At 34.3% G+C, this 19,247-nt stretch carries 15 protein-coding genes; 3 read left to right on the forward strand and 12 right to left on the reverse strand.

Annotation, left to right across the window (positions count from 1 at the left end; all coding sequences use genetic code 11):
- Positions 1–280: 280 nt before the first annotated feature.
- Both AC07N0_RS12300 and AC07N0_RS12305 read left to right on the forward strand, forming a co-directional pair.
- Positions 281–871: a hypothetical protein gene (locus AC07N0_RS12300; RefSeq protein WP_494589393.1), complete on the forward strand. Its 591-nt coding sequence runs from the start codon at positions 281–283 to the stop codon at positions 869–871.
- Between the two features lie 301 nt (positions 872–1,172).
- Positions 1,173–1,364, forward strand: a complete 192-nt coding sequence (locus AC07N0_RS12305; protein ID WP_492802968.1) for a hypothetical protein — start codon at positions 1,173–1,175, stop codon at positions 1,362–1,364.
- A gap of 208 nt (positions 1,365–1,572) precedes the next feature.
- Here AC07N0_RS12305 and AC07N0_RS12310 read toward each other — a convergent pair whose 3' ends face one another.
- The 12 genes from AC07N0_RS12310 to AC07N0_RS12365 form a co-directional block, all read right to left on the reverse strand.
- Positions 1,573–2,583, reverse strand: coding sequence for a ligand-binding sensor domain-containing protein (locus AC07N0_RS12310; protein WP_494589394.1), 1,011 nt, complete (start codon positions 2,581–2,583; stop codon positions 1,573–1,575).
- A gap of 444 nt (positions 2,584–3,027) precedes the next feature.
- Positions 3,028–3,426, reverse strand: coding sequence for a VOC family protein (locus AC07N0_RS12315; RefSeq protein ID WP_494589395.1), 399 nt, complete (start codon positions 3,424–3,426; stop codon positions 3,028–3,030).
- 273 nt (positions 3,427–3,699) lie between these two features.
- A complete protein-coding gene (locus AC07N0_RS12320) occupies positions 3,700–5,028 on the reverse strand; it encodes a HEPN/Toprim-associated domain-containing protein (RefSeq protein WP_494589396.1) in 1,329 nt (442 codons plus the stop codon).
- Between the two features lie 147 nt (positions 5,029–5,175).
- Positions 5,176–6,543: a M1 family aminopeptidase gene (locus AC07N0_RS12325; protein ID WP_494589397.1), complete on the reverse strand. Its 1,368-nt coding sequence runs from the start codon at positions 6,541–6,543 to the stop codon at positions 5,176–5,178.
- Between the two features lie 229 nt (positions 6,544–6,772).
- Complete coding sequence (locus AC07N0_RS12330; RefSeq protein ID WP_494589398.1) at positions 6,773–8,401, reverse strand: S8 family serine peptidase; 1,629 nt, start codon at positions 8,399–8,401, stop codon at positions 6,773–6,775.
- A gap of 186 nt (positions 8,402–8,587) precedes the next feature.
- Positions 8,588–10,462, reverse strand: a complete 1,875-nt coding sequence (locus AC07N0_RS12335) for a M61 family metallopeptidase (protein WP_494589399.1) — start codon at positions 10,460–10,462, stop codon at positions 8,588–8,590.
- 122 nt (positions 10,463–10,584) lie between these two features.
- On the reverse strand, positions 10,585–11,151 hold the full coding sequence (locus AC07N0_RS12340) for a hypothetical protein (protein WP_494589400.1): 567 nt from the start codon (positions 11,149–11,151) through the stop codon (positions 10,585–10,587).
- Between the two features lie 140 nt (positions 11,152–11,291).
- Positions 11,292–12,818, reverse strand: a complete 1,527-nt coding sequence (gene guaA, locus AC07N0_RS12345) for a glutamine-hydrolyzing GMP synthase (protein ID WP_494589401.1) — start codon at positions 12,816–12,818, stop codon at positions 11,292–11,294.
- Positions 12,819–12,961: 143 nt separating this feature from the next.
- Positions 12,962–14,437 (reverse strand): MBOAT family O-acyltransferase, encoded by a 1,476-nt coding sequence (locus tag AC07N0_RS12350; protein ID WP_494589402.1) that lies wholly within the window; start codon positions 14,435–14,437, stop codon positions 12,962–12,964.
- 62 nt (positions 14,438–14,499) lie between these two features.
- On the reverse strand, positions 14,500–15,429 hold the full coding sequence (locus AC07N0_RS12355; protein ID WP_494589403.1) for a hypothetical protein: 930 nt from the start codon (positions 15,427–15,429) through the stop codon (positions 14,500–14,502).
- A gap of 69 nt (positions 15,430–15,498) precedes the next feature.
- Positions 15,499–16,455, reverse strand: a complete 957-nt coding sequence (locus AC07N0_RS12360) for a hypothetical protein (protein WP_492802945.1) — start codon at positions 16,453–16,455, stop codon at positions 15,499–15,501.
- 48 nt (positions 16,456–16,503) lie between these two features.
- Positions 16,504–17,682: an exo-beta-N-acetylmuramidase NamZ family protein gene (locus tag AC07N0_RS12365; protein ID WP_494589404.1), complete on the reverse strand. Its 1,179-nt coding sequence runs from the start codon at positions 17,680–17,682 to the stop codon at positions 16,504–16,506.
- Between the two features lie 341 nt (positions 17,683–18,023).
- Between AC07N0_RS12365 and AC07N0_RS12370 the strand changes: the two genes are divergently transcribed.
- Positions 18,024–19,244 (forward strand): ABC transporter permease, encoded by a 1,221-nt coding sequence (locus AC07N0_RS12370; protein WP_492802941.1) that lies wholly within the window; start codon positions 18,024–18,026, stop codon positions 19,242–19,244.
- The last annotated feature ends 3 nt before the right edge of the window (positions 19,245–19,247 follow it).

Here is a 19,247-nt window from a genome sequence, read left to right on the forward strand (position 1 = left end):
TGACGGTTTTTTTGTTGGAGACTTTAGGATTTTAGGACTTTAAGACTGGAAGATAAAAGAAACAAGACTTAAAGATATTTAGACTTGAGGACTTTAAGAAGAAAGAAACCTCCCCAGCAGTCGCTCGTTTCTAACGAGTAACGACTATTAGGAGGCTTCAAGCCTTACTATATAATCGCCGTAAAATAAAAATAACAGTAATTAGGCGTTTAAAGCCTGTTTTTATCATGGTTTTTTACAAAATTTGCCGTAATATTATACTATTCAAATTTGCTCTATTATGAAAAATCTCTCTACTTTATTTTTAGCACTTTTGGTGCTGGGTTTCATTAGTTGTACTAAAAAAGATGACCCTACCAAGCCAGTTACTCCTCCTACCACAACAGAGGAGCCGTATTTTGAATACAAGATTAACAATAACTCCGCCGTGCATGTCGATTGTAGTGCTATTAAGTTTGAAGCTACAAGTGGGGGTAGTACAGTTACACTTGTTGTTGCCACTTCTGCTTCTACAAACTCAACATTCACTTTTGCTTTTTATGGTGCAGCAGCAGCCTTAGATACAGTAAAAGCTGGTAATCATCCTTTATTAGCATATTCTAGCTTTATGCCAGCATCATCAGCTACTCCCCTGCACTTAAGTTTAAAAGTGCCTCAAACTACTGGTAGTAACGATTATTTCTATAGCTTGGCTCCATCTGAAGCTACTCATAAACATACTATAAAATCTATCACTAAAGCTGAGATTGAAAACGGCAAAAGAATATATTGGGTAGAAGGTGAGTATAATTGTAAGGGACAACAGTTGCCAGGAACAACTACGGCTACCATATCAGGGAAGTACAGATTTAAACTATTGGCCGTACAATAAGGTTAACAAAAAACATTTTCCCTTCCACTTGTACTGAAAGACAAGCGAAATTCGTGATAAATAGGTTTTTAATCTAAACATTTGTACATTCAGAAAACTTTAGTTGTTATATATCGTTCGATTTGCCTTTCGGAATAAATCGAACAGCTTAAACAGTGTAAGTCATTGGCACAATTATTTAACACATTAGGTAAAGTAGTATTTTACCTTTGATGATACAAAATTCTTTATTGCATCACGTTATTTAATACCCAATAAACATATTACAAGATAATTTTTATCAATATAACAACATAATTTCATGAACATAAAACGAATTTTTGGAGCTTTGCTCACCCTATTAGGTGTCATCGGACTTATTTATGCTGCCACGTTATTTGTCAATAAATCAGGTGGACACAATGTGAAATCTCTTATTACTTATGGAATTATTGGCTTTATTTTCTTTTCTTCAGGAATAAGTCTAATACGTTCAATAAAAGATGAAGCTTAAACAATGTTTTGAGACTTTAGGACTGAAGAACTTTAGGAACTAAGAAATTTTGTTAAAAAGTTTTTAGTCCAAAACATCATTACTTAGACGTTCAGCGAACGTTGTTATCTGTATTTCAATTTACTCTTCGAAAAGTGCATTTATTTTGGGGTCTAAGTGAACAAACGCTTAGACCAGCGAAGTTGTCATATTTTCAATTAGCCTTTATTTATTCTGAAAAACGGGTAAAGGTTTTTCCATCAAAACGGCATAAATCAGTATTTCTACTACCTATCCAAATGTTTCCATCATTATCCTCCAAAATAGAATATACACCATTGTGACACAAGCCGTCTTTTCTTGTAAACCGAGTAAAGGATTTACCATCGTAACGCCATAGTCCACCATCCTCATTTAGCTCTCCGCTACCTAACTCTGTCCCAAACCAAAGATTGCCCATTTTGTCTTCAAAGGTCAAATTAATAGAACCATTTTGAATGCCTCCTTTTTCTGTAAAATTTGTAAAATTTCTGCCATTAAAACGACATACACCGTTGTGTCTGGTTACAATTAGCAAAGCTCCATTTTTATCCTCTAATATAGAACGAACCCATCCTTCTCCATAAGGTTTATATTGCGTGATTGTTTTTCCATCAAAACGGCAAATACCCTCATTGGCAAGCACCCATGACCCAAACCAAATATTCCCTGATTTGTCCTCAAAAATACATTGTGTCCATTTGAGGCTAACGTTGCCTATATTTAGGATATTATTATTTAAAAAACGGGTAAAATATTTTCCATCAAAGCAATAAATACCATCAGTTGTACCTAACCACATTTTCCCACTTCTATCCTGCATCATACTCCACAGTTCATTCTTTGTTGATGGGTAATTGTTGAAAGAATTATTATATGGAAAATTGCTTCCAATAGTAGTGGGGATTGATATGTTTGTAAATTTCTTTCCATCGAAACGGGATATTGCCTGTTTCGAGCCGAACCAGATGTCGCCTAATCTATCCTGTAGGATAAAAAAGATACCATTCCCACATAAACCGTCTTTTTGGGTAAACTGGGTAAATACTTTTCCATCATATCGATAAACACCTTCGCCTGTGGTACCAAACCAAATATTTCCTGACTTATCCTTTAAACTACAACCAACTTGCTGATATTGGTCTGTGCCTTGTGTTTTGGTCAGCTTTGTATTTTTACTGGTAAATGATTGTTGCTTCACAACAATTTCATTTGTTCGTTTACTTTTTGTTTGGCCGTTACAAAATGTAACAAATATGAACACTAACAGAAAAGCGAAAAATGGATTTTTAAGTTTATACATTGTCATTTGTCAAATTTTTCTGTATTATCAAATCTGTCATTAACTCTTTTCTGTTAGGATTTGACTTTAAATACTGTTGATACACTCCGCCCTTGTTAATGAAATAACAACAAGGGCAAACAAAGCTATCTTTAATACCCACTATACAGGCAATAAATGTGTAAAAAGAGTGTAAAAAAGTGTAAATGATTGGTATTGGGGGACTTTAGGACTTTAAGATTGGGAGACTTTGGGATTTGAGAACTTTAAGAAGAAGATGTTTTGATAAAATAGACTTTAATCCAAAAATATAAACTCTTACTAGTTCAAGCCTATGGCTTGGACTAGTGGAGCGAATAAGCCTTATCCTATCTTTTTTTGAATTTGCCAATAATGCCCGAAAGGGTCTTTTAATGTTCCTTGTCGGTAACCATAATCATAATCTTGGGCAGGGCTTATTTCGATGGCACCCGCAATGATTGCTTGGTTCATTACGGCATCTACATCTGGTACAAATAAACCAATGCAACAGGTACAGCCATTGTGTTTATCAGGAGGAAAAAAAAGATTGGAGGTTATTTCATGAACATGAAAAATAGCACCATCTATACAAAGTTCTGCTACGTGAATAGTATCATCTTCGTTTCTAAAACATAGATTCTCTGTAGCACCAAAAGCATTTTTATAGAATGAAATATCCTTTACCCCATTATTGATATAAAGCTCTGGGGCAAAAAAAGTATTACCAGCATTCGTGGTCATAGTTTTTGGGGTTTTGAATCAAAGTATATGCTTAGGTTATTTTTTAGCAGTCGCTCGTTTTTTTAACGAGTGACGACTATTTATCAGGCTTCAAGTCAATAATAACAAGCCTGACAGAATACAGTAGACTTTAAGATTTACACCCAAATGCCAGAACTTTCAGAGAATGTTACTGTCTATCATTGAATAGAGATAGAGCCTGAATTTATTTTTGGGTCTAATTTATAATTTATTTGTCATCTTAAGGATTCAATTAAACATTGGAATATTGAATTAATTATCTACGTTGTTGTTATTAAATGCATCAAATATTGTATGTAATAATTGTTTTAATTCAGTCCAGTCATAATTATTTATCTTAGCTGAATCATTCAAACATTCATCAATTTTTATTTGAAATTCATTTTGAACTCTAGATTTATCAATAATCTCACCTTGATATTTTCCTAATGTTTGGTCATAGCCTTTCCATTGAATAGGAATAAATTGTCCATCTTTGCTTAGTATGTCTTTCCCTAAATATAATTCAATACTACATGCCAAAGCATTAATATTCATAAGTGAAATTCCAGTAGGGCCTAAGGTTGGATAATTTTCAGCAATTTTAATGTTAGGATATTGAAGAATCTTTATATTACTGGGAATTATGGTTTTTTGAAATCCTCTTATTGCAGATTCAGCTGCTGTATCATTGTCAAATAATGCAATAACTTTATTTTTAATTCCAGCACCTACAAAAGATTTTACACTTGCAACTAGAGAACTGGCACTACCTGACGCATTTGATATTCCAAAGTCCATAAATGAATAATATCCCATTAAATGAGGATATAATATTGCCATTGCTGATTTAAGAATTTGAATATCTGATGATCCTTCGGTAAGAATTAGAAATTTTTCTCCAAGCTCGTAATCATAAGTTACATTCAGAATGGTGTCTGTATAAATATTTTCTATTTTATCTTCATAATATTCTTGGTCTATTAGTTCTGTTATGTCATAAGTTACTTTCTTTTCATCTTGAGTAATCTCAAGTAAAGAACGTAATAATACTCTTTGGTCGTAAATGTATGGGAACCGGTCAAGTCCATTTCCATATTCAAGTAGATAATAGATTAATGGATTAGTTTCTTTTGGCAAGTCTTCTTTTTTAACTTTATATCCGTACCCATTATCAATAATTTCTTTACAAGCTACTAGAAAGTCATTATAAGATGATTTCTCAAGTAGTTCTTTTTCGAATATTAACTTGGCTTTAATTTCTGGATTACTTGAAAAGTTTTTATCATTAATATATCCTTTAAGAGTTTCTATCGATTCTACTTTACTATTATTAAATTCGGAGATTGCCTTCTTTAAGGTAAAACCCATAATTTCTAAACGATCTTTAATATTTTTAGACGTATTTGAATACTCAACTGCATGCTCAATTTCGTCTTCATAATCCCCACGTCCATATAACAATTGATTTCGGTCAATTATGCGTCGGTCAAAATGATTTAAATCATCAGGCTGAAAAAGAGAAAGAATAAAGGTGTCAATCTCATTCTTTGTAGTTGAGATCGGATAATCTGATATATAAAGTTCACAGTATTGCCCCATATTTACATTTCCTGTTACTCAATTAAATATTGCTGGTCAGTATGCTAAAGTTATATATATTAGTATGTAGAAATTTGATTTCACCTTTCAAGATAATTATTTATTCTTAATTTCAAAAGAGAGTATTTAAGATTTAACGAAACTCTACTAAATCCTCTCCTCCTCTATCATTTCTCCCTTAATAATATACTGTTCAATGGAGGCTTCTATTTCGGCTTTTGGGATATAGGCAGAGGCTACTGCGATAAAGTCTTCTATGGTTAGCAATTGCTTTTTTTGTTCCGCTAAGGCTTTTAGGCTTCTTAGAAAATCTTGGTAGCTTTTAGTTCCCTTGCTTTGTTCGGTAATCCTTTTGCTGATATAGGCTGCAAACAATGCGCCTCGATGATAGGGTATTTTTTCGTAGTTATGATTTTCCCAGAAGTGCTTTAGAATGTCTTCATTGGCTGTATTTTTTACGGGGTTGGCAGATAATTGTTGATAGGTATCTTTTACCATTTTGGCTAATTTATGTTCTGAGAAAATTCCTGCTTTTGCCAACAAGTACCAAGTGGTATAATCGGTAAAGCCTTCATCAAACCATTGATTGTTTTCGCCCATTGATACATAGCCCGCACCAATATAGCGGTGCATAATTTCATGCGAAATCGTGGTGACTACTTCTTCATTGGCTAAAATGGTATCGCCCGAATACTTTACATGAAAGCCTGAGTTGAAGGCCGTGCCTGAGATATTATGATATTTAATATCAAGAAAAGGCGAGGCAATTAGGGAATAATAAGTCCCATTGAGATTGCCCCAAAAGTTGGTCATGGCGGGTAGAAATTTATCAAAATAGTCCATAAAACGTTTGAGGTTATACGGATTTTTCTGGTTTATGCGTAGCACCACATAGTTTTGAATGCCTGCCAATTTTCGTTTGACAATGTGGAGGTCAGACGCCCCCGTTACCAAGGCATTCATTCCTTCCGAGAATTTAAGGCTTACCGTTTTGCCTGCTGTTAGTGTTGGGGCAAAGCTAAAGTACATCGGAAACGCTGGATTTTTCTCTAAGGTTACCGACATCATCATACTTGCCTGTCGTTTTTCATCTATTTGAGGATTCAAAAAGAGTGAGTGTGAAAGCGAAAAGAAGTAGCTATCTGTAATTATCGGACGAAACATTTCACCACGAACCTTTTGTTGGGGTTTGTGGGTATCAATAATATCGTATTGTATCTGAATCGGGGTATTTTGGGGATGATAAAAAGTAAGCTGACTTTTTGCTGAATCAACCTTGAATATTACAGAAGCTTGAATATTGATTAAGCCTTTTAGTAAGTCTTTCATACCGCCATAATATTCGTTTCCGTATTGAAAAACAGTGCTATCATGCTGGACTGGGCGATAATTCAACGTGACGTGCATCACTTTTGGCTTTATGTCAAAATGATAATCCAAATCTGTACTGGCATAGACGTTTGTTTGTAAGATGGTTATGAAACCTAATAAAATACAGGCTAAAAAGTTTTTCATCAATGATGTGTTTGTGTTGAGAAGATTAAAGATCCTAAGATAATGGTTTAAGAAGCGAAATTATCAATTGATTCCTAGAATTAGTTTTGCAATGATGTTAGCCAATTACTACAAAATCCAAATAAATACGAACGTGCTACTCTTTCTTATTTTGGGTCATAGGAAAACTTATTACCAGCATCAACAGCGGTAGCCCTTATGGTTACCGTTTAGCTTACAAAATAAAACCTTACTCTATTTTCAAAACCTTCACCAACGCACTTTTACGCTCATTGCCAATACGTAAAAAGTAAATTCCTGCATTTAAGTTCGTCAATGATAGTTTAAAAGAGAGCGTAGTAATAGGCTGATAAAGAAGTGTTTTGCCCGAAATATCCATTAAAATGGCAGAGTAATTGTTGACTTTAGTATCGTTAAGCTGAATAGTAATTTCTGAAGTTGTAGGATTAGGATATACGTTAAATAGTTGATTATTTTCGCTTTCAGTTGATAATACCGTTGGTGTATTGGCTCTGGTAAAATCAGGAATACCATAGCCTAATCGTGTATCTGGATTCTGATACTGACTGCCCGATTTCCGCATTCTATCAATCACTGTCATGGCTGTTAAAGTAGGATTGGCTTGCCAAAAACCTGCTACCATACCACACAAAATAGGGGAAGAAAAAGAAGTACCATCACTGGTTGATACATTGCCATTAGGCGTAATCACAGCAGCACTCCTGCCCATTACGGCTAAATCAGGCTTTACTCTACCATCAGCCGAAGGGCCAATAGAACTAAAACTCACATACGATTTTAACGCATCCACTGCTCCAACAGTGATAACAGAATCAGCATCAGCAGGCGTAGAAATATAACGCCATGCAGCATTTCCTTCGTTGCCTGCACTAATCACACAGACAATTCCTACGGAAGCTGCCCAACTGGCAGCTCTAGCCGCTATGGTGGTTTTGCCATTCAAATCTGCATATTTATGACTGGTGCTAGCATCATCAAATTCTGAATAACCTAAAGATGAGTTGATTAAATCTACGCCTACGCTATCTGCATATTCAGCGGCAAATAGCCAATTGGCTTCTTCGATAAGATATTCTGAAGCAGCATCTTCTGAACGTAATAATAAGAAAGAGGATTTATAAGCAGTACCTATCACCTGTCCGTCTAGATAAGCACCCATGCATGATAAAACTGCTGTTCCGTGGGCATCGTCTTCATAAACGTTCTTTTCATTTTTCACAAAGTCATAAGTACCCACTATTCTGTTTTCATCAAAAAGTGGTTTTAATGCAGCAATATTATTAGCGTTATTGAACCCTGCATCCAATACGCCAATCATCATTCCTTCGCCATGAAAACCTTGGTCGTGCATTTTATCTGCACCAATCATTTCTATCTGAGTTTTAGATAAACCATAGCCCAAGGCTTCTGTACCTAAACTTTCAAACTTAGTTGTTTTTCTGGCTGTGCGAGTGCTAGGATTATCAATTGAAGTATTGATTTCTAACCCTTTTACAAAGGATAATTGTAAAACACTTGTTAAAACGGTAGCTGTACATTCAATCAAGGCAGCATTCATCCAACGAGAAGTATAGATTACTTTTGCACCTTTCTTTTTTACTTCATCTATGTAAGCTGGATTTACGGGTAAGTCTTTCGTTGTGAAAGCAATATTTTGTTTCTGACGACGATTGACTGAACGTTGGGACAAATAGGCTAAAGGTTGGGAAACCGAATAAGGTGAATTGCTTTTATCTTTAAAAACCAAAAGATACTTTGCTGGCAAAGTTTGAGCATTGGCGGATTGATGAACTAGGAAACTCAAAGCGAAGAACACACTTAATATTATAACTTTCACACTAAAGTGATTTGTATTCATCTTTTCCATAGTCTTCATGATAAAACTTGTTCTTATTCAATCTTATTGGCCAGATATAGTTAGCTAATAATTAGACAAATTTAGGTGATTTTCAGTTGCATGATAGCATTATTTAAAAGCCCGTCAGGAATAATTCCTGACGGGCTTTTAAATAATATTAATGATTTATTTTTCTTCTGCTGGTACTAACCAAGCTTTGCGTAGAGCAATTTGTGCTTCTGTCGGATTCTCTGCTGGAGAAAGAAGGTTTTTCTCAATTACTTCTGGAATAAAGATTTTAGATGCAAGTCTGGTTTCTACTTTTTTATCTCCATCTTTTCTAAGCACAACAAATTCAACATTATCACCTTCTTTAGTGTTGTTGATAAAATCAGAACGAGTATTTCTGAACGTATTCAGGTCTAATGGTTTTCCGTTTAAAGAAACTAACTCATCCCCTGCTTTAAACCCAATTTTTGCACCAAAAGCATCAATTCCTTCATCATCAATGATAAAAATCCCTTTTGTTTCAGGATTGATGCCTAAGTTATATACAGAAAAGCCTAACGTTTTTTCTAGTTTCTTGTTCGTTTTTTGGAAGTTGATACCCACACTATTCAAGGTTTCTATTAAAGGTAAAGGCTGTTTACCCTCCACGTAATTAGCAAAAAACTGACGAATCTCTGGGAATTTAGTTATTTCAGTAATCTTATCGAAAAGTTCATCATCATTGAACGATTTATCTTTACCATAATATTTAGATAAATCTTTCATCAAATTCTGTGTTCCATATTTTCCTCCTGATAATTGACGAAGTTTAATATCTAAACAAAGCCCTATTAATGCTCCTTTTTCATATACGTTTTGGTATTGGTCTTTGTATTTTTCCAATACATCAGCCGACATTACCGTAAAAGGGATGTCATCTTTATAATGGTCATACATATTGCCAATTTTAGAACGAAGCATGTTCATATACATTGGCAACTCAATCAAACCATATTTTGCTTGCATGTGTCCCGCTGCATATTCTGTAATTCCTTCATACATCCACAGGTGTTTAGACATTTTAGGATGGTTAAAATCAAACTCACCTATTTCTTTTGAATGAATACTAAGCGGCGTAACGATATGGAAAAACTCATGCGAACAAACATCTTTCACCGTTTGTGCCAGTTCGTCTGATGAAGATTCAGGCAAATAATAGAAAGATGAGTATGAGTGTTCTAAAGCACCATAGCTTCCATTTTTCAAATTATCTGAAAGTACAATCACAAAGGCGTATTTCTTAATAGGCAATGTTCCTCCTAAATATTCTTTCTGAGCTTCTAATAATGTTTTTACATTCTCAGCAATTTCAGCAGAAGTAGCTTTTTTATTAGGCGAATAAAGCGAAATTAAAATATCTGCACCACCAACTTTCAAAATAGTTGTATCAGGTTTTGAATACATGATAGGTGCATCTACTAAATCATTGTAATTTGAAACACTGAAAACATCCTTTGTATCATCTGATTTAATAGCCGTTAATGACGATGCACCATAAAAACCTGTAGGTTTTGTAAAGGTCACTTCATAAGTACTGCGTTTTAAATCATCAAAGTATCCAAAAAAGCCATGCGTATTAATGGCAAAAAGCTTATTTTCTTCAATATCAGTACCTGCTGGTTCAAAAACATATTCACCCGAAATCTCTGGTGAATCCCAAGTATCATCTACTAAGTACGTGATTTTACTAAGTTTCTTCGCTCCTTTAATTTTATAGCTGTTTGCATCAACCTTATTGACGGTCAATTCTTTTCCTTTGTCATCAAAAGCTTTTAATGCAGTGATATAACGGCCAAAATCGTAGTTGGCATAAGTACCAGGAACAATTTTGGGGAAATTATACACTATTTCATCTTTCAAGATTTTAGGAGTAGTCAATGTTACTTCTAATTTATCGTTTTGAACTTTTGTTAAATCAATAAAAAACTGGTAATTGGCATTTTGAGTAACTTTCTGTGCGAAAGTCGGAAGGCATGTTATCAATGCCAAAAACATCAGGAATTTAATCTTCATTGGGCTTTATTAGAGTTGTTAAAATATTACAAACGCTTTTCTTAAAGAAATATAACGATTTCTTAGCAAGAAAGTATATTTATCAAAACGTAGAAGTAATTAAATACTCTCTTTTTTTGACATTATCGTTTAAAAATCAGGGTACCTTGAAGAGAAGTAGCATCATCCAATTCTTGTTCGCTACCTTTTACCATAACAGCTAGAGTACCCATTATATAGAAGGGTAAATCTTGGAAATTAGTAATTTCAATATTACCACTAGCATTGGCTGTAAATTTCTTACTGCCTAATACCAAACTATTTTCTGATAGTTCCAACACAGAAAATGTCTGAACTGATTCTTTTCCAGTTTTATCCTTACTAGTTAAATCTATTGTTTTGGCACTATCATTTAATTTCCAAGTACCTCCTGCACCACCACCAAACGTACCATCTTGTTTAAATTCAAATGCAAAAGATTGTGCCAATGCACTAACTAGTGTCGTATCAGCTTTGGGGGCACTTTTTATTTCTTGTAATGTTGCCTCGTATGTTTTAGCATTCGTGATAGTTCCAAAACCTGAAACAGTCCATTTCCCTACAATGCTCACTGGTGCTTTAGGCACAACATCAGAACCAAACTTTTGTTCACAGGCAGTAAAAGAAATGATAGAAATCAATGTGATAATGAATAAGGTGATTTTTTTCATTAGGATAATTTTTAGCGTTCAAGACTTAAATGTAAGAAATATGGTAAATAATAAAGCTTAAAATTTATTAAACGGTATAAAATTAAAGATAGAAAGCCCGATTGACAACCGAGCTTTCTATCTTTACTTATTTTCTATGCTTATTCCCACTCAATCGTTGCTGGTGGTTTCGACGAAATATCATAAACAACTCTGTTTACTCCTTTTACTTTATTGATAATTTCGTTTGAAATCTCTGCTAAAAACTCATAAGGTAAATGGCACCAATCGGCTGTCATTCCATCTACAGACGAAACCGCTCTTAATGCTACTACTCTTTCATAGGTACGTTCGTCGCCCATTACACCAACCGACTGAATCGGTAGAAGCATTGCTCCTGCTTGCCAAACGTTATCGTATAAGCCTTTGCTTTTTAGTCCATTGATAAAAATGGCATCTACTTCTTGTAAAATCTGTACTTTTTCAGCAGTAACATCTCCTAAAATTCTAATTCCTAAACCTGGCCCTGGGAATGGGTGACGGCCAAGTATAAACTGAGGAATTTCAAGCGTTCTACCTACCAAACGTACTTCGTCTTTAAAGAGTGTCTTTAGTGGCTCAACGATTTTTAATTTCATATAATCTGGCAAACCGCCAACATTATGGTGAGATTTAATCGTAGCTGATGGTCCTTTAATCGAAACAGATTCAATAATATCTGGATAGATTGTACCTTGTCCCAACCATTTTACATCTTCTATCAAATGTGATTCCTGATCAAACACATCAATAAATACTTTACCGATGGCTTTGCGTTTTGCTTCTGGGTCAGTCAAACCAGCTAATGCTGTATAAAACTGGTCTTTAGCATCCACTCCTTTTACATTCAAGCCAAGGTTTTTATATGACTCAAGTACATCCTCAAACTCATTCTTTCTTAATAAACCATTGTCAACAAAAATACAATAAAGGTTTTTGCCAATTGCTTTATGAATCAACACCGCTGCTACTGAGCTATCTACACCGCCTGAAAGTCCTAAAACTACTTTGTCATCCCCTAACTGAGCTTTCAATTCAGCCACTGTAGTATCTACAAAAGAATCTGCCGTCCAATCTTGCGAACATCCACAAACGCCAACAACGAAGTTTTTCAACATCGTTTTGCCTTCTAATGAATGTGTCACTTCTGGGTGAAACTGTATGCCGTAAGTTTGTTCTCCTTTGATATGAAAAGCAGCAATCTTCACAGATTCAGTTGAACCAATGATTTCAAAGTCTTCTGGAATCGACATAATTGTATCTCCATGCGACATCCATACTTGGTTGTTTTCAGAAACATCATTCAACAACGGATTTTCAGCTACTTTTTGCAATTTAGCTCTTCCGTATTCACGATGTCCAGCATTATATACTTCTCCACCACCCATATAAGCCAATAGTTGTGCACCATAGCAAATACCTAATACTGGCAGTTTGCCTCTGAAAAGACTCATGTCAACTCTTGGCGATTCTTCATCACGTACTGAACATGGGCTACCAGACAATATTATGCCTTTTACATCTTCACCAATTGATGGGATTTTATTGTAAGGATGAATTTCGCAATAAATATTAAGTTCACGAACTCTGCGGGCAATTAATTGAGTGACTTGTGAACCAAAGTCGAGGATAAGAATTTTTTCGGACATTTTTCGATTTCGGATTGCTGAATTCGGATTGCAAAATTGAGCCTTCCGAAAACTATGCTAAAAAATAAACCGCAAATTTCGGGAAAATTTGCGGTTTTGAAGTAATAAATTTTACTTTTTTATAAAATATATCTTCAGTGTTTTTAAAACTGGAAATAAATAAACTGCGCTGGAGCGTCGAACATTCCTAAAAAGAGTATCGCTAATACTATTCCGTAATAAAGTACCCAACGAAACAATAGTGGTTTTTGACTTACAACGGTTCTTAAACGCTGACCTCTTTGGTAAAAATGTACCGTTTCCATCACTAACAAAGAGAAAACAACCATAACAAAATTGGCAAAGCCTTGTCCTAAGAAAATATTTTTATTAATAAAGCTTCTGTTAGTAAGTTGCGAAAGTTGTTCACCGACGCCAGAAAACAAATGTGTTGCAATATAATATGCCGATTTGAAATCAACGGCACGAAAGAAAATCCAAGCGAAGCTAGTCAAACAGAAAACGGTAAGAATCTGAATAATTTTATAAAGAAATGGCAATTTTTTCAAACCTATTACATCAACTACTTTATTTCTAAAATCAACGGTAAGATTTGCAAAAATTAAGTAAAAACCATGCATAGCTCCCCAAATAACAAAATTCCAGCTAGCTCCGTGCCAAATACCTGAAACCAGAAAAACAATAAAAAGATTGTATTCTCTTCGCCATTTAGACACTCTATTTCCGCCTAGTGAAATATACAGATAATCTCTGAACCAAGTAGAAAGTGAAATATGCCAGCGACGCCAAAATTCAGAAATGGTTTTTGAAAAATAAGGACGGTCGAAATTCTTCATCAAATCAAATCCCATTACCTGTGCCGAACCCAAGGCAATATCAGAATATCCTGAGAAATCACAGAAAATTTGAATTGAAAATAAAGTAGTAGCGACTATCAGCGGTATTCCTTTTTGGTCAAAAGGATTATCATATACTTGATTTACCATCACCGCAAGACGGTCGGCTATCACAACTTTCTTGAACATTCCCCAAGCCATTAGCTTTAAGCCATCTGTTACGCGCTGATAATCAAAATCAAATTTTTCATAAAATTGATGTAATACATTCTGTGGTCTTTCGATAGGTCCAGCCACCAATTGTGGATAGAACATTACATACAACGAGTAAATCCCAAAATGTCGTTCAGCTTTCTGCTTGCCCCTATATACTTCTATCGTGTAAGACATCGCCTGAAAAGTATGAAAAGACAGCCCTATGGGTAGTAAAATTTTGAGGTAAGGAATAGGGTTTTGAAGGGCAAAGCCTTTTAATAGAAAGCCTATATTTTCGTTCAAGAAATTATAGTATTTAAAAATTGCCAGAACGCCAATATTTGCAATAAGGCTCATTGTCAAGAATAATTTCCTTTTTTTACCTTCCGACTGTTCTATATAAATCCCAGCATAGTAGTCTATTACAATGGTAAAACCCAAAATAAGCATATAAATAGGTACGAAAGCCATATAGAAATAGCAACTCGCTACCAATAATAATAACCAACGAAAACGATAGGGTATTAAAAAATAGAATACCGTAACGATGGGAAAAAAGATTAAAAAATCAATAGAATTAAATAACATATCTGAGAAAATTTCTTTGCTCTTTATTTCTCTTTAAGAGCTTGAGGATGGAACAGTAAGGTTTAGTGGATATTTTTCTTTAATGCACTTATTAATTTGTTTGTTCTCTGAATACGACAATCACCATTTAAATGAAAATGAGTATCATAAAAACAATCATCTGGATAGATATCATCTTTAATTTGGCTAATTTTTTTACAATTCACCTTTTCTATAATTTGTTTTTCAAAAAAAGATAACCCTTGTAAATTTCCCTTATAAGCACTGTAACTATATGATGGAAAAGTCCAATAGACTATAGCTCCTTTTTTTTCTACAGTTTTAATAAATTGATTTATTAAAACAATCTCAGGGGAATAATCTTGTGACTCAACTTTATCGAATTTATCCAATTTATGTGGGACATTATTTAAATGAGATACTAAATCACCTCGCTCGGAAAACCCTTTTCTAAAGTAATCAGAAATGGTATCCTCAATGGAAGGATTTGAAATACGATTTGGAAAAAAAATCAAGTTTCTTGCATAGCGAATAAAAAAAAGGGCTTTTTTTTCAAATTTATCTTTAAGGTTTGTATAATTAATATATTTATTCGCCTCTGGATATGACATAGTCGTTGCCTGTTTACTATAGTTATCTCCTGCTTTATCAAGATAATATTCAGGGCATAATACTACCCAGTCTCCTTTTTTCACTTCAGTTAAAGCATCTTTCAGAATAAAGTCTAATCCAAAACCCGCATAAAGCCCTAAATTTACAACAGGATGGTGTAAAGCTTTCTCTATTGAATCAGAAGCAACCCCAAACGCTAAATTTGAACCGCCTACTAAAATGATTTTAGGTTCTTTGATAGATGCTGCCCATTTATGTTTATCAGCAATTCCAGCAAAGAAATTCTGATGAATTTCTTTGCTGAATATGAATATGATTCCTAAAATAGTTATCGCAATCAGTACAATTAATAAAGTAATTTTACTAAAAAATTGGGACATTATTTAATGATTTAAATTTTTATAGAATGATTTATTGTTCTTCTAATGTAATATTGAAAATAAAAAAAATTATATACCACCTTCATTTTTAAAAAGTTGTAGAATCCTTGAAGTAAATATTTCTCTTCCTTTATTATTTGGATGATAAGCATTATCATAAAACAAAGTATCGTCCATCAAAGCATATTGGGGCGTACCCAATACTGGGATTTTGAGTTGGCTCTTTATCTGCCCACTGATTTTTTTAATAATGCTGGCATTTTCTTCAAAACTTTTTTGTGCTAAACAAGGGAAGGTAAAAAACACTTTAGCTCCTTTCTGTTGGGCAAAAGCATAAAAATCGTTTAAATCCTTTATTTGTTGAGTGAAATCTTGGTCAGATGGTATTGTTGGATAGACAATTTTAGTCGGAGGATTATTCAAATGGCAAAGTAAATCTCCTTTGGGTGAAAAACAATTTCGGTAAAAAATAGAAGTTGTATCAGCTATACTTATTGGTTTACTTCTTGAATGGTTCAAAGCTTCACCAATCATCAATCTGCAATCAGTCAATCGGTGGGTAGCATAATTGCCTATTTTTTCGGTAATAGATGGAAAATGAATCCATTTTTGGGAAGGCGGAAAAAAATCTGCAGCTATCAGTTGCTCTTCATATTTTCCTTCAGACGTAACCATATATTCTAACGTTATCAACACCACATCTCCTTTTTTCAAATAAGTTTTCAGCTCTTCCATCATATACTTACTTCCGAAATTGAAATGCAATGCTGCATTCACCACTGGCAAACCAATTTCTTTCTCTAGCATATCGCTATCAACACCAAATGCCATGCTTGAACCACTCATTAAAACTAATCTAGGGCTTTGTACGGTCGCTAGCATTTTTGTTTTATCGATAATAGTAGCTATATAAGCATTTTGTGAGCGTGGGTCGAAAATCAAATCTAACTTTCTGGCACTATCAATGGCTAACAATGGCAAAAAACCAATCAAAAACAGTTTTAGTATAAACTTTAATAATTTCAAAATATGTGATTTTATAATGTTATCGCTTTAGAATCAATCATCAAAATATTACTCTGCATACAATAAATATTTCTTCCTGATTGCTTTATATTGGTCTAGGTCTTTTACCCAAGACGCTCGAATCTCTGCTTCTGTTTTCCCTTCTATAATTTGCTTTTTTAAAACATCTGATCCCGCCAATAGATTAAAGAAAGCGTTATTACTAAAAAACTTATTTTTATCGACTGATTGCAGATAAAAGTCTAATACATATTTTAAGGTAAAGCCTTGTTTGCGAGCATCAATTTGGCTTAAATCTAACCCATAACACAATTTACCTTTTTGAGGTGGGTTTTTAGCCCCTGGCTTATCTTCAGGTGTAAAAGTAAAAGCTCTGTTAGCTTGATTAGGCGAACCTATCACTTGAAACTGTTTGTCAGTTCCTCTACCAACGCTTACGTCTGTTCCTTCAAAAAAACAGATGGAAGGGTACAAAAGAATTGATTGTAAATTGGGTAAATTAGGTGAAGGTGCAATGGGTGGTGCATAAACCATTGAATGATGGTAATTCGAACACTTTACAACAGTTAAGTTAGCCTTCACGCCATCTTTTAGCCAACCTTCTTGATTAATCATTTGTGCTAATTCGCCCACAGTACAACCATGTACTACTGGTATAGTATTTAAACCTACAAATGATGCAAATTTCTTATCTAACACTGGTCCATCTACATAATGTCCATTAGGATTTGGTCGGTCTAACACTAATACCGCTTTACCTGTTTCGGCACAAGCTTCCATCACATAATGCATTGTAGAGGTGTACGTATAAAACCTTGCTCCTACATCCTGAATATCAAAAATTACAACATCTATGCCTTCTAATTGAGCAGGGCTAGGTTTTTTATTAGCACCGTACAAGGATACTATCGGTAAGCCAGTCTTTTTATCAATGCCATTCGCAATGTGTTCGCCTGCATCAGCTGTTCCTCTAAAGCCATGTTCTGGAGCAAAAATCGTTTTTATCTTTACTCCCAAACTAATTAAGGAATCAGCCAAATGTATTTTGCCTATTACCGAAGTATGATTTACAACCAAAGCTACCGTTTTGCCTTTCAAAAGGGGCAGGTATATTGCTGTCTGCTCTGCTCCTGTTTGCAGGGTAGCGATTGTATTTTTTTTACTGCTTACACAAGAAATAAGCAATAAGCCTGTTAGGATAAAAAAGATTTTTGTTGAATGAAGCATAAAGCAAGTTATGAGTTTTGAGTAATGAGTTTTGTTTTTTTGCACTTGTTATTTCATTTTAAAAGGTGAAGCTGTTTAAACTTTCCGTTTCTGAGGTGAAAGTATTGTATTTTTGAATTGATTTTTTCAAAATTTACGAAGCATAGCATCGCTACGTTAAGTGAATTTTGGAACAAGCTATTCTAAAAGACTTAGTTTAACCCAAAAGGGAAAATTTAAACAGCTTCGACATAAAAGCAAGGTCTTTACCAAATTCCATCGCACGAAAATAGACTCATTAATCAATTTACCAGTAAAAACTACTTAATTTGTAGTCAAGAAACAAAATTACAAAATACTGCATGAATTTCCCTTATTTCATTTCTCAGCGCATTCAAAATACTAAAACTACCTCTTTTTCGGGTACGGTTACTAAAATCGGTGTGGGAAGTATAGCAATTGGTTTGTCTGTAATGATTATTGCTTTTGCAGTGTTATTTGGCTTCAAAGATGCCATCCATCAAAAATTATTTAGCCTTACACCACACATCAAAATTTCTAAGTTTTCCGCTAATGAATCGTATGAAGAAAATCCTATTACGCAACAAAGTGATTTATTCAGAAACCATAAAAGTATTAAGGAAATTAGTCATTTCCAGACCTCAGCTTTAAAGGCTGGCATTCTAAAGACTCGTCAGGATATTTTAGGCGTGGTTTTGAAAGGCATCAATCGTGATTTTGATTTCAAAAGGTTTGAACCGAATATCATTCAAGGCAAACAGATTAGCTTTGATACAAGTGGATATTCAAAGGAAATTCTTGTCAGTAAAGTTATTGCCGATAAATTGAGTTTAGCGGTTGGTAATGATGTAATTATATATTTTTTGAATGCCCCCGACCGCCCTAGAAAATTAGTGGTGAAAGGTATTTATGAAACCCAAATGGAGGAGTTTGACAAGAATTTAATCATTGGCGACATCAGGCTTATTCAAAAAATGAATAATTGGGGAGTGGATTCTGTGGGTAGTTATGAAATTTATATCAGCGACTTTACGCAAATAGATGCTGTTGCCAAGAAAATTCAGCGTAAAATACAGCCAGATATGAAATTAGAGAAAGTAACAGCTACTTATATGGGTTTGTTCGACTGGCTAGGTATGTTGGATAGAAACATGGTTATTTTCCTAAGCTTAATTTTGTTTGTAGCTTCCTTTAATATGATTTCAATTCTGTTGGTATTGATGCTAGAGCGTACACCAATGATTGGCGTATTAAAAGCATTGGGAGGAAGTAATTGGCAAATCAGGAAAATATTTTTGTGGAGTGGCTTTTCTATGATATTTAGAGGCCTTGTTTATGGCAATTTGTTAGGCATTGGCATTTGTTTATTGCAAAAACACTACAAAATTATTCCGCTAGACCCTGTGAATTATTACATGAACACCGTTCCGATAATGATGAATTGGCCCGTGATTCTTTTACTTAATTTAGCTACTGTTTCTTTGGTATTGTTCGTATTAATTATTCCAACTTTTGTCATTACCCGTATCGAACCTGTTAAATCTATTGTGTTTAGGAAATAGGCA

The organism is Arcicella sp. GW821-FHT09D11 (assembly GCF_059416265.1).